This window comes from Pseudonocardia broussonetiae (assembly GCF_013155125.1).
Lineage (GTDB): Bacteria > Actinomycetota > Actinomycetes > Mycobacteriales > Pseudonocardiaceae > Pseudonocardia > Pseudonocardia broussonetiae.
The window spans coordinates 3890540-3905072 of record NZ_CP053564.1; the positions used below are offsets into that span (position 1 = coordinate 3890540).

At 77.2% G+C, this 14533-nt stretch carries 1 pseudogene; it reads left to right on the forward strand.

The annotated features are described in order from the left end of the window. A pseudogene (locus tag HOP40_RS19200) lies at positions 1 to 14430 on the forward strand (amino acid adenylation domain-containing protein); the annotation flags it as partial. Positions 14431 to 14533 lie beyond the last annotated feature (103 nt).

Genomic DNA, 14533 nt, shown 5'->3' on the forward strand with positions numbered 1-14533 from the left:
GCGAGCATCGACGCGCTGACGCCGTGGGCCCGCAGCCCCGTGCGGGTGGTCGAGGAGCGGTCGTGGTCCCGGCTCTTCGAGGCGCGCGCCGCCGAGCACCCGGAGGCCACCGCCGTCGTCTGCGAGGACGACGCGGTGAGCTACCGCGAGCTCGACGAGCGCGCCAACCGGATGGCCCGGCTGCTCCGCGCCCGCGGGGTCGGTGCCGAGGACGTCGTCGGCCTCGCCCTGCCGCGCACGCCCGAGCTGGTCGCGTCGGTGCTCGCAGTGCTCAAGGCGGGGGCCGTGTTCCTCCCGCTGGACCTCGACCACCCGGCCGACCGGATCGCCTACCTGCTCGGCGACTCCGGTGCCGAGCTGGTGCTCACCACCTCCGAGCTGGCCGGCGAGCTGCCGCCGGGCACCGCCGTGATCGTGGTGGACGCCCCGGCGACGGCGGCCGAGCTGGCCGGTCACCGCGGTGACGACCTCGACGACGCGGAGGTGGGCGGCCCGATCGGGCTCGACCGCGCCGCCTACCTCATCTACACCTCCGGTTCCACCGGCCGCCCCAAGGGTGCGGTGCTCACCCACGAGGGCATCGGCAGCCTGGTCGCGACGGCGGTGGACCGGCTGGGCGTCGACGCGGACAGCCGCGTCGCGCAGTTCGCCTCGATCGGGTTCGACGTGGCGGTGTGGGACCTGACCATGTCGCTGTGCGTCGGCGGGACCGTCGTGCTGGTGCCGGCCCACCGCCGCGTGGCCGGACCCGAGCTGACCGACTACCTGGTCGCGCACGGCGTGACGCACATGATCCTGCCGCCGTCGCTGGTCGCCGCGCTGCCCGAGCAGGCGCGGCTGCCCGACGGCGCGGTCCTCGTCGTCGGCACCGAGACGGTGCCGCCCGAGGTGATCCGGCGGTGGACCGGCCCGCTGCGGGTGGTCACCGCCTACGGCCTGACCGAGGCGACGGTGAACTCCACGCTGTGGACGGCCGACGCCGACTGGTCCGGGCCCGCGCCGATCGGCCGGCCCGACCCGAACACCCACGCCTACGTGCTCGACGAGATGCTGCGCCCGGTCGGGGTGGGCGAGGTCGGCGAGCTCTACATCGCCGGCCGCGGGCTGGCCCGCGGGTACCGGGGCCGCCACGCGCTCACCGCCTCCCGATTCGTCGCCGACCTCTTCGCGGCCGACGGCGCGCGGATGTACCGCACCGGCGACCGGGCCCGCTGGCGTCCCGACGGCACGCTGGACTTCCTCGGCCGCGCCGACCAGCAGGTGAAGCTGCGCGGCCACCGGATCGAGCCGGGGGAGGTGGAGACGGCGCTGCTCGCGCAGCCGGGCGTCACCCAGGCCGCGGTCGTGGTCCGCGAGGACCACCCCGGCCGGCGGATGCTGGTCGGCTACGTCGTGCTCGACGCGACGGCCGCCGAGCCGGCCCGGGTGCGGGCGCGGCTCGCCGACGCGCTGCCCGCCCACATGGTCCCCACCGTGCTGGTGCCGCTGCCCGGCGGGCTGCCGATGACCCCGAACGGCAAGCTCGACCGCGAGGCGCTGCCCGCGCCGCTGATCGGGCCCGGCGGGGGCCGGGCGCCGCGCGACGAGGCCGAGCGGCAGTGGTGCCGGCGGCTCGCCGACGCCCTCGACCTGCCCGAGGTCGGGCCCGAGGACGACTTCTTCGCCCTCGGCGGCGACTCCATCACCGCGGTCCGGGTGCTCCGCGCGGCCCACGAGGACGGGCTGCGCGTGCGGGTGCGCGAGCTGATGGAGCTGCGCACGCCCGAGGCGCTCGCCGCCCACCACCCCACCGCGGCCCCGCAGGCGCCGTCCGAGGCCGTCGACGACCTCGCCCCGCTCCTCGACCCGCAGGTCGCGGCGCAGGTGGCCGACCGGTACGGCGTCGAGCCCGGCGCCGTGTTCCCCGCGTCGCCGCTGCAGGCCGGGCTGTACGTCCAGTCCCTCTTCGAGGGCGCCGAGGACCTGGACCCCTACACCGCGCAGCACGTGTTCGAGCTCGACCGGCGGCTCGACCCCGCCCGGCTCCGCCGGGCGTGCGCGGCGCTGCTGGACCGGCACCCGTTCCTGCGGGCCGGCCTCACCGGCGACCGCGTGCCGCAGCCGGTGCAGGTCGTCCTGCGGACGGCCACGGTGCCGGTCGAGGAGATCGCCCTCGACGACCTGCCCCTCGACGGGGCCCTGGAGCGGCTGACCGCCGTGGCGGCCGAGCACCGGGCCCGGCGGTTCGACCTGGCCGCGCCGCCGCTGTTCCGGATCGTCCTCGCCCACCTGCCGGACGGCCGGTCGCGCCTGGTCCTCACCCAGCACCTCACGGCGTGGGACGGCTGGTCGCACCACATCGTCCTGGAGGAGCTGTTCACCCTCCTCGCCCACGACGGCGCCGACCCGGGGCTGGGGACACCGCCGTCGCACCTGGACCACCCGCGCTGGCTGGCCGGGCGCGACCGCCCGGCCGTCGAGGCGGCGTGGCGCGAGGTGCTGGCGGGCCTCGACGGCGCCACCCTGGTCGCCGGCCCGCAGCACGCCGCGACCGCGGCCGTCCTCCCCTCGACCGTCGAGCTGGAGCTGCCCGCGGAGGCCGACGCGGCCCTGCGCGCGGGCGCCCGCGCGCTCGGCGTCACGGTCAACACGGTGCTCAACGCGGCGTGGGCCATCACCCTGGGCGGGTTGACCGGGCGCACCGACGTGGTCTTCGGCATCACGGTGGCCGGCCGCCCGGCCGAGCTCCCGGGCAGCGACCGGTCGATCGGCCAGTTCCTCAACACGGTGCCGGCCCGGGTCCGGCTCGACCCCGCCGAGCCCGTGGGCGTCCTGCTGCACCGGATCCAGGAGGAGCGGGCCGGCCTCGTCGAGCACGAGCACGCCGGGCTGGCCGACATCCAGCGGGCCGCCGGGCAGGAGACGCTGTTCGACACCCTGTTCGTGCTCCAGAACTTCCCGAAGCTCGCCCCGTCGGCGCTGGACGCGGCGGGAGCCCGCTACGTCGACTACGCCGACGCCACCCACTACCCGCTGGCGCTGGTGGTCGCCCCCGACGCGGGGATGCACTGCACCCTCCAGTACCGGCCGGACGTCCTCGACCGGTCCGCGGCGGCCGCGCTGTTGGACCGGTTCGCGGTGACGGCGCGGCGGCTGCTCGAGGCGGTGGACGAGCCGGTCGGCCGGGTGGACGTGCTGGCCGACGGCGAGACCGCGGCGCTGCGCGCCGGCTGGTCGGTGACCGAGCGCGACCTCGCCGACGAGACGGTGGCCGAGCACCTCGCCCGGGTGGCCGCCGCCGCACCGCACGACACGGCGCTGGTCTGCGGCGCGCACCGGCTCACCTTCGGCGAGCTCGCGGCGCGGGTCGACCGGATCGCCCGGCTGCTGCTCGACCGGTTCGACGGGGCCGGGGGAGCGGAGCGGATCGTCGCGCTCGCGCTGCCCCGCTCGACCGACCTGGTGGCGGCGGTGTTCGCGGTGCTGCGCACCGGCGCGGCCTACCTGCCCCTCGACCTGGAACTGCCGGTCGCCCGGCTCCGGACGATCGTCGACGACGCGCGTCCGGCCTGCGTCGTCACCCTCACCGGTGACGACCCGGGACTGGGGGTCCCGACGGTCCGGCTGGACGATCCCGCGGTGGTCGCCGAGCTCGCCGCGCTGCCGGCCGGGCCGCTCGCCGCGGAGGCGCCCGGCTCCGCACCCGGCACGCCGGGCCGGCTCGAGCACCCCGCCTACCTGATGTACACCTCCGGCTCCACCGGCACGCCCAAAGGCGTCCTCACCCCGCACCGCGGCCTCACCAACATGCTGGCGAACTACCGCGCCGAGATCGTGCCGCGGGCACTGGCCGGGACCGGTGGCCGGCGGCTGCGCGTCGCGCACACCACCGCCTTCTCCTTCGACATGTCCTGGGACGAGCTGCTGTGGCTGGTCGACGGCCACGAGCTGCACCTGTGCGACGAGCAGCTGCGCCGCGACGCCCACCGCCTGGTCGAGCTCTGCCGCGCGGAGCGCATCGACGTGGTCAACGTGACCCCCACCTACGCACGGGCCCTGCTCGACGGCGGCCTGCTCGACGGGACGCACGCGCCCGCGCTCGTGCTGCTGGGCGGCGAGGCGGCCACCGAGTCGGTCTGGACCGCACTGCGCGAGGCGCCCCGCACCGACGGCTACAACCTGTACGGGCCCACCGAGTACACGATCAACGCCCTCGGCGCCGGCGTCGACGGCAGCGCCACCTGCACGGTCGGCCGGCCGGTGCACAACACCCGCGTCCACCTGCTCGACGGCGCGCTGCGCCCGGTCCTCGACGGATCGCCGGGGGAGCTCTACCTCGCCGGGACCGGGCTGGCCCGCGGCTACCACGACCGGCCGGGGCTGACCGCGGAGCGGTTCGTCGCCGACCCGTTCGCCCGTGAGCCGGGCGCGCGCATGTACCGCACCGGCGACCTCGCCCGCCGCCGCCCCGACGGGAGCATCGACTTCCTGGGCCGGACCGACGACCAGGTCAAGGTCCGCGGTTACCGGATCGAGCTGGGGGAGATCGTCGCCGCACTGGAGGCCCACCCCCTCGTCGCCCAGGCCGCCGTGACGGTCGACAGCACGACGGCGGCGGGCGGCTCGGTCCTGACCCGGCTCGCGGCCTACGTGGTGCCGGCCGACGCGGACGCCGGTGCGCCGGCCGCGCGGCTGCGCAGCCACCTCGCCACCGTGCTCCCGGCGCACATGGTCCCGGCCGCGCTGGCGGCGGTCCCCGCGCTGCCGCTGACCACGAACGGCAAGCTCGACACGCGGGCGCTCCCGGCCCCCGTCTACACCGGCGGCGGCAGCAGGCCGCCCCGCACGGGACCCGAGCGGGTGCTCTGCGCGCTGTTCGCCGAGCTGCTCGGCGCCTCCGACGTCGGCGCCGACGACGACTTCTTCGTGCTCGGCGGCGACAGCATCGCCTCGATCACCCTGGTCGGCCGGGCCCGCGAACGGGGACTGGTGCTCACCCCGAGGCAGGTCTTCACCGGCCGGACGCCGGAGGCGCTCGCCCTGGTCGCCGGCGTCGAGGACACCCCGGCACCGGCCCGCCCACCGGTGGGGCCGCTGGAGCTGGTGGAGCTCGACCTGACCGCCCTCGGCGCGCTGCGCGAGCGGTTCGCCGACCTCACCGACGTCTGGCCGCTGTCCCCGCTGCAGTCGGGGCTGTACTTCCAGGCCGTCTACGACGACACCGGCGCGCTCGACCTCTACACCGGGCAGACCGCGTTCGAGCTGGACCACCGGGTCGACCTCGCCCGGCTGCGCGGGGCGACGCAGCTGCTGCAGCTGCGCCACCCGACCCTGCGCTGCGCCTTCGTCGAGACCGGCGACGGCGCGGTGCACCAGGTGGTGCGGGCGGCCGCCGCCGACCCGGTGACCGAGCACGACCTGTCCGCGCTCGAGCCGGCCGCGGCCGCGGCGCGGGCGGCGGAGATCGCGCAGGCCGACCGGACCCGCCGGTTCGACCTCGCCGAGCCGCCCCTGTTCCGGATGTCGCTGCTGCGCCTGCCCGGCGGCACCGACCGGCTGCTCGCCACCTACCACCTGCTGGCCTGGGACGGCTGGTCGCACAGCACCCTGTTCGACCAGCTGTTCACCCTCTACGCCGGCGGCAGCCCGAAGGCGCTGCCCCCGGCCGGCAGCTACCCCGAGCACCTGCGCTGGCTGGCCGAGCAGGACGCCGACGCCGCCCGCGCCGCGTGGGCCGACGCGCTCGCCGGGCTGGAGGAGCCCACCCTGGTCCGCACGGCGCTGCCGGCCGGGAGCCCGGCGACCGCGACCATCCCGGACCGGACGGCGATCACGCTGCCGGCCGCGGCCTCGGAGGTCCTGCGCGACGGCGCCCGGCGCAGCGGGGTCACGCTCAACACCGTGCTCAACGCGGCCTGGGCACTGGTCCTGGGCGCTCTCACCGGCCGCGACGAGGTGGTGTTCGGCACCACGGTCGCGGGCCGGCCGCCCGAACTGGCCGGCGCCGAGCACGTCGTCGGGCAGTTCCTCAACACCGTGCCGACGCGGGTGCGGACCGACCCGGCCGAGGCCGTCGGCGCGTTCCTGCGCCGGCTGCAGGACGAGCGGCTGGCCCTGGCCGACCACGAGTTCCTCGGGCTGGGGGCCGTCCAGCGGGCCTCCGGCCACCCGGTGCTGTTCGACACCCTGTTCGTGCTGCAGAACTTCGGCGACATCCCGCAGGACACGCTGACCGCGGCGGGGGTCGTCGGGCGCCACCACGTCGACGCCACGCACTACCCGCTGGTGCTGATCGCGACGCCGGGGGCCGAGCTGGGGCTGACCCTCGAGCACGACGCCGCGACGACCGCCGACGCGGCCGGGACGCTGCTGCGGCGGGTCGCCGCCGTGGCGGCGGCGCTGGCCGACGGCGCGGACCGCCCGCTGGGTCGGATCGACCTGCTCGCCCCGGGGGAGCGGACCGCGTTCGCGCAGGAGTGGGCGGCGGCCGAACGGCCGCTGGCCACCGACTCGGTCGCCGAGGCGCTGGCCGGCACGGCCGCGCACCGCGCCGGGTCCACGGCGCTGGTCTGCGGCGCGGACCGGCTGTCGTTCACCGAGCTCGACGAGCGCGTCAACCGCTTCACGCGGCTGCTGCTGGCCCGCGGGGCCGGGCCGGAGCGCGTGGTCGGGCTGGCGCTGCCGCGCGGCACGGACATGGTCGCCGCGCTGTTCGCCACCCTGCGCACCGGGGCCGCCTACCTGCCCCTGGACCTGGAGCACCCCGCCCGGCGGCTGGCGGTCATGCTGGCCGACGCCGAGCCGGTCTGCGTGCTCTCGGTCGGTGACGCCGCCGCGCTGCTGCCCGCCGACGCGCCGGTCGTCCGGCTCGACGACCCCGCGGTGCTCGCCGAGCTGGCCGCGGCCTCCCCGGCGTCCCTGGTGGACGAGGAGCGTCCCGGGTTCGCCGCCGACGACCCGGACCGGCTGGAGCACCCGGCGTACCTGATCTACACCTCGGGCTCCACGGGCACGCCCAAGGGCGTGCTCACCCCCTACCGCGGCCTGACCAACATGCTGGCCAACCACCGCGCCGAGATCTTCGGCCCGGTCGTGGCCGCGGCCGGGCGGCGCCTGCGGATCGCGCACACGGTGTCGTTCGCGTTCGACATGTCCTGGGAGGAGCTGCTCTGGCTCGTCGAGGGGCACGAGGTGCACGTCTGCGACGAGGAGCTGCGCCGCGACGCCCGCAAGCTGGTCGACTACTGCCGCGACCAGCGGATCGACGTGGTCAACGTGACCCCGACGTTCGCGCGCGCCCTGCTCGACGAGGGGCTGCTGGACGGTCCGCACCGGCCGTCGCTGGTGCTGCTGGGCGGGGAGGCGGTGACCGACTCGGTGTGGGCCGCGCTGCGCGACGCCGACGGCGTCACCGGCTACAACCTCTACGGCCCCACCGAGTACACGATCAACACCCTGGGCGGGGGCACCACCGACAGCGCCACGCCCACGGTCGGGCGGCCGATCCACAACACCCGCGGGTACGTGCTGGACCGGGCGCTGCGCCCGGTGCCGGTCGGTTGCCCCGGGGAGCTCTACATCGCCGGCGCGGGGCTGGCCCGCGGCTACCACCGGCGGGCCGCGCTCTCGGCGGAGCGGTTCGTCGCCGACCCGTTCGCCGCGGTCCCGGGCGGGCGGATGTACCGCACGGGCGACCTGGTCCGGCGACGCCCCGACGGCAACGTCGACTTCCTGGGCCGGACCGACGACCAGGTCAAGATCCGCGGCTACCGGATCGAGCCGGGCGAGATCGTCGGCGCCCTGGAGTCGCTGGAGCAGGTGGCCCACGCGGCGGTCGTCGTGCACACCCACCGGCCGTCCGGGCACAAGCGGCTGGCCGGGTACCTCGTGCCGGCCGACCCCGCTGCGGACGCCGCGGCGCTGGTCGCGGTGGTGCGGGAGGCGCTGACCGAGCGGCTCCCGGCGCACATGGTCCCGGCCGCGCTGGTCGCGGTGCCCGAGCTGCCGCTGACGGTCAACGGCAAGCTCGACGCCGCCGCGCTCCCCGAGCCCGCCTTCACCTCGAGCCGCCCGCGGCGCGCTCCGCGCACCGAGGCGGAACGGCTGCTGTGCGAGGTGTTCGCCCAGCTGCTCGGGGTCGCCGACGTCGGCGTCGACGACGACTTCTTCGAGCTCGGCGGCGACAGCATCGTCTCCATCGGGCTGGTCGGGCAGGCCCGCCGCCGCGGGCTCGCGATCAGCCCGCGGCTGGTGTTCGAGCGGCGCACCCCGGCGGCGCTGGCGTGCGCCGCCGAGAGCGCCCCGACCGCGCACCGGGCGCCGGACCCGGGGGTGGGCCGGGTCCCGCCGGTCCCGATCCTGGCCGGGCTGCGGGACGAGGCCGTCGGCATCGACGGGTTCTTCCAGTCGCTGTGCGTGCAGACCCCGGCCGGCGCCGACGCGGCCGCGCTGACCGTGCTGCTGCAGGGGCTGCTGGACCGGCACGACCTGCTGCGCGCCCGGCTGGACCGGGCCGACGACTGGGCGATGCACGTGCCCGGGCCGGGCGCGGTCCCCGCCGCCGACGTGCTGACCACCGTGGCCGCGCCGGACGATCCGGCCGCGCTGTCCGCGCTGCTCGACGAATGCGAGCAGCAGGCCGTCCGGCGCCTGTCCCCGGACCGCGGCACGGTGCTGCAGGCCGTGTTCGTCGACCCCGGGGCGGGGTCCTCCCGCCGGGGCAGGCTGCTGCTCGTCGCCCACCACGTCGTGGTCGACGGGGTGTCCTGGCGGATCCTCGCCGAGGACCTCGCCGAGATGTGGCGGCAGCACCGCGCCGGCGACCCGGTCGCCCCCGAGCCGGTGCCCGGCTCCTTCCGCGGCTGGGCGGAGGCGCTGCACCGCGAGGCGGCCCGCGCGCAGCGGGTCGAGGAGGTGCCCCGCTGGCGGGCCGAGCTGGACCCCGACGGGCTGTGCCCGGTGGGGGACCGGCCGCTGGACCCCGCCCGGGACACCATCGGCAGCACCCGCTCGCTCACGACCACGGTCGCGCCCGCGGTCGTCGGGCGCCTGCTGGGCGAGGTCCCGGCCGCGTTCGGCGGCACGGTCAACGACGTCCTGCTCACGGCGCTCGCGCTCGCCCTGCGCGGTGACCGCACCGACACCGCGGTGCTGGTCGACCTGGAGGGCCACGGGCGCGAGGCCGCCGCGGTCGACGAGGGGATCGACCTGTCGCGGACCGTCGGCTGGTTCACCACGATCGCCCCGGTCCGGCTCGATCCCGGACCCGTGACGTGGGCCGGGTTCCTGGCCGGCGGCGCCCCGATGGCCGCCGCCGCCAAGCGGATCCGCACCCGCGTCGAGTCCCGCCCGGACCGCGGCATCGGCTACGCCGCCGTGCGCCGGCTGCACCCGGACCGGGCGCAGGCGTGGGAGGGCACCGCCGAGCCGTCCGTCCTGTTCAACTACCTGGGCCGCTTCGGCACCGGTGACGACGCCGCGGGACGGGACTGGGCACCGGCCCCGGAGCGCCCCGCGCTCGGGGAGCGGGCGGACCCGACGACCGCGGCCGGGTACCCCCTGGAGATCAACGCCGAGGTCACCGACGGCGCCGCCGGCCCGCAGCTCTCCGCCACGTTCACGTGGCCGGCCGGGGTGCTGACCGGGGCCGCGGTGACCGCGATCGCCGACCGGTGGTCGGCCGCGCTGCAGGCGCTGGCCGCGCACGCCCCCGGGCCGGGGGAGTGGGGCCCGTCGCCGGTCGACTTCCCGCTGGTCGCCCTGGACCAGGCGGACGTCGACGCCCTCGTCGCGGCGGTCCCGGGCGGGCCGGCCGACGTCTGGCCGCTCACCCCGCTGCAGCAGGGCATGTACTTCCACTCCCGCTACCACGAGCACAGCGCCGCCGACCCGGACGGCTACATCGTGCAGTACGTGCTCGAGCTGGCGGGCCCGCTCACCCCGGACCAGCTGCGCACGGCCCTCGCCGCGCTCACCGACCGGCACCCGGCGCTGCGCGCCTCGTTCCACGAGACCGCCGACGGCGGACTGGTGCAGGCGGTCGCCCGGTCGGTCGAGGTCCCGCTGCGGGTGGAGCGGTGGACCGACGCCGCGGCGGCCGAGCGGGTCGCCGACGAGGAGCGCAGCCGCGCTCTGCGACTGGACCGCGCTCCGCTGCTGCGGGTCGCCCTGGTCGGTGACGCGGTCCCGGACCACCCGGACGCCCGGCACCAGGTGATCCTCACCCTGCACCACCTGGTGGCCGACGGCTGGTCGCTCCCGGTCCTGTTCGAGGACCTGCTGGCGTCGGTCCGCGCGCGCACCGAGGGACGCGACCTCGCCCCGGTGCCCTCGTACCGCGAGTACCTGCGGTGGCTGACCGCGCAGGACTCCGGCCGGACCCGCGCCGCCTGGCAGCGGGCGCTGGAGGGGGTCACCGAGCCCACCGTGCTCGGCACGGCCCTGCCCGCGGACGCCGTCCCGGTCGCCCCCGCCGCTCTCACCGCCACCGTGCCCGTCGCGCTGACGGGCGCGCTCACCGCCGTCGCCCGCGACCGCGGGCTGACGCTGAACACCCTCGTCAGCGGGGCCTGGGCGCTCGCGCTCGGCGCCGCCACCGGGCGCGACGACCTCGTGTTCGGGGCCGTGGTGTCCGGCCGTGACGCCGACGTGCCCGGCATCGACTCGCAGGTCGGGCTGTTCATCAACACGGTGCCGGTGCGCGTGCGCTGGTCGCCGGCCGACCGGCTGGCCGACGTCCTGCTGCGCCACCAGCGCGAGCAGGCCGACCTGCTGGGCCACCAGTACCTCGGCCTGGCCGAGGTGCAGTCCCTCGTCGGGGCGGAGCAGCTGTTCGACGTGCTGTTCGTCTTCGAGAACTTCCCGCCGGGGGCCGACGAGGAGCGGCCCGGGGAGCTGCGGATCACCGGCACGGGCGAGTCCGTCGAGGCGCGCACCCACTTCGCCGCGACCCTGCAGGTCTTCCCCGGCGCGGAGCTCGCGCTGCGGCTGCAGTACGACCAGCGGCGGGTCGCTCCCGAGCGGGCCCGGCGGCTGCACGAGGTGTTCGTGTCCGTCCTCGGCCAGCTCGCGGCCGACCCCGACCGGGCGGTGGGCGCCCTGGCGCTGCTCGCCCCGGAGGAGCGGTCGGCGCTGGAGGCGGGCTGGGCGGCGACGGAGCACCCGGTGCCGGCGCTCACCGTCGCCGAGCTCCTCGCGGAGCGGGCCGCCGCCGAGCCCGACTCGGTGGCCCTGGTGTGCAACGGCGAGCAGCTCACCTTCGCCGGGCTCGACGCCCGGGTGAACCGGCTGGCCAGGCTGCTGCTCGCGCGCGGCGCGGGGCCCGAGCGCACCATCGCGCTCGCCATGCCCCGGTCCCTGGACACGGTGGTCGCGCTCTTCGCGGTGCTCCGCACCGGGGCCGCGTACCTGCCGCTGGACCTCGACCACCCCGCCGAGCGGTGGGCGGTCATGCTCGACGACGCCCGCCCGGTGTGCGTGCTCGCCGACGCGACGGGCGCGGCCCGGCTGCCCGCCGGCACCGCCGCGGTGGTGGGGCTGCACGAGCCCGCCACCGCCGGGGAGCTGGCCGCGACGTCGGCGGCCCCGCTGGCGCCCGCCGAGCTCGGGGCGTTCGCCCCGGGCACGCCGGGACGGCTCGAGCACCCGGCGTACCTCATCTACACCTCGGGGTCCACCGGCCGGCCCAAGGGCGTGCTCACCCCGTACCGCGGGCTGACCAACATGCTGGTCAACCACCGGGCGGCGATCTTCGAGCCGACCCTGGACCGGACGGGGGGACGCCGGCTGCGGATCGCGCACACGGTGTCGTTCTCCTTCGACATGTCGTGGGAGGAGCTGCTCTGGCTCGTCGAGGGCCACGAGGTGCACGTCTGCGACGAGGAGCTGCGCCGCGACGCCCAGCTGCTGGTCGCCTACTGCGCCGAGCAGCGCGTCGACGTCGTCAACGTGACGCCCACCTACGCGCGGACCCTGCTCGACGGCGCCCTGCTCGACGGGCCCCACCGGCCGCCGCTGGTGCTGCTGGGCGGGGAGGCGGTGACGGAGTCGGTGTGGTCGCAGCTGCGCGACACCGACGGCGTCACCGGCTACAACCTCTACGGCCCCACCGAGTACACGATCAACACCCTGGGCGGCGGCACCACCGACAGCGCCACCCCGACCGTCGGCACGCCGATCCTCAACACCCGCGCCTACATCCTCGACAGCGCGCTGCGCCCCGTGCCGCCCGGGTCACCGGGCGAGCTCTACATCGCCGGGGCCGGGCTGGCCCGCGGCTACCACGACCGGCCGGGGCAGACCGCCGAGCGGTTCGTCGCCGACCCGCACGCCGCCGGGCCCGGTGGCCGGATGTACCGCACCGGCGACCTCGTCGTCCAGCGGGCGGACGGCAACATCGACTTCCTGGGCCGGACCGACGACCAGGTCAAGATCCGCGGCTACCGGATCGAGCCGGGCGAGATCGTCGCCACCCTGGAACGCCACCCCGAGGTGGCCCAGGCGGCGGTGACCGTGCACCGGCGCGGCGAGGCCGGGATCGCCCACCTGGCGGCCTACGTCGTCCCGGCCGGGTCCGCGGACCGCGGGGCGCTCGCCGCCGCGGTGCGGGCGGACCTGGGCGCGCGCCTGCCGCAGCACATGGTCCCCACGACCATCGACGTGCTCGACGAGCTGCCGCTGACCGTCAACGGCAAGCTCGACACGGCCGCGCTGCCGGCTCCGGAGCTCACCGGCAGCCGGGACCACCGGCCGCCGCGGACGGACGCCGAGCGGACCCTCTGCGAGCTGATCGGCCGCCTGCTCGGGGTGCCCGAGGTCGGCCTCGACGACGACTTCTTCGAGCTGGGCGGGGACAGCATCAGCTCGATCGCGCTGGTCTCGCAGGCGCGCCGCCAGGGTCTGGCGTTCCGGCCGCGGGACGTGCGTGCGGCCCGCACCGTCGAGGCACTGGCCGCGCTGGGGGCTGCGTCGGGGGAGGCTGCGTCGGGGGAGGCTGCGTCGGGTGCGGCCGCCGCCGCGGCGCACGACCGCGGGACCGGCCGGGTGCCGGCCACCCCGATCGTCGGCTGGCTCGCCGAGCTGGCCGGCCCGACGGGGGACATCGGGGCCTTCCACCAGGCCGTGACCCTGCAGACCCCGGCCGGGGCGGACGCCGCGGCGCTGCTGCCGGTGCTGCAGGCGCTGCTCGACCACCACGACCTGCTGCGCGCCCGCCTGCACCGCGGGCCGGACGGGTGGGAGCTGGAGGTGCCCGAGCCGGGCGCCGTGCGGGCCGAGGACGTGCTGTCGGTCGCGGTGCCGGCGCCCGGCACCGACACCGCGGCGGCGGTCGAGGAGGAGCGGCTGCGGGCCGCGGACCGCCTCGACCCCGACCGCGGGACCGTGCTCCGGGCGGTGCTCCTGGACCGCGGGCCGGCCGAACCGGGCATCCTGCTGCTGGTCGCCCACCACCTGGTGGTCGACGGCGTGTCCTGGCGCATCCTCACCGAGGACGTCGCGGAGGCGTGGGCGCAGCAGGCGGCCGGCGGGCCGATCAGCCTCCCGGCCGTCGCGACCTCGTTCCGCACCTGGGCCCGCGGGCTGGCCGACGCCGGCCGCCGGGGGGACCGGGCCGACGAGCTCCCCGACTGGAGCGCCGTCGCGCGGACGGCTCCCGGCGGGTTCGCCCGCGTCCCGCTCAACCCGGCCCGCGACACGGCCGGCACCGTCCGGGAGCGCACCCTGGTCCTGCCCGCGGAGTGGGCGGCGCCGCTCCTGTCGTCCGTCCCGGCCGCGCTCGGCGCCACGATCAACGACGTGCTGCTCGGCGGGCTGGCCGTGGCGGCGGCCGAGTGGCGCCGCCGGACCGGGCGCGACCCCGGCGACGGCACGCTGGTGGCGCTCGAGGGGCACGGGCGCGAGGAGCACGTCGGCGACGTCGACCTCACCCGGACCGTCGGCTGGTTCACCACCGCCTTCCCCGTCCACCTGCCGGTCGGGCCCGGTGCGTGGCCCGCCGTCGCGGCGGGCGACCCGAACGCGGTGGGAGGGGTAGTCGGCGGGGTCGGCACCCGCCTGTGCGCGGTGGCCGACGGCGGGCTGGGCTACGGGGTGCTGCGGCACCTCGACCCGCGGGCGCGGGCCGACCTGGCTAGGGCCGCTCCGCCGGAGCTCCAGTTCAACTACCTCGGCCGGTACTCCGGCGAGCCCGACCCGGCGTCCGGCCACGACTGGCGGACCCCACCCGGGCTCGACCCGCTGACCGGCGGCCGCGGCGACGGCACGCCCGTCGGCTACCCCCTGGTGGTCGACGTGCTCGCCGTGGACGCGGCCGGGCGCCCCGAGCTGCACGCCTCGTGGGAGTGGCCGGCGGCGCTGTTCACCGCCGACGAGGTGCCGGCCCTGGCCGAGCTGTGGTTCGAGGCCCTGCGGGGCGTCGTCCGCGCCGCGGCCGCGGGCCCGGACGGCGGCTGACCGTCCTGGCACGGTCGAGGGGCCGCGTCAAGACTTGAAGTTAGGCTGCCCTTCCGTAAGGTTCGCCTCAGTTGTGTTCCCGTTCCATCGTCTTCGAGAAGGG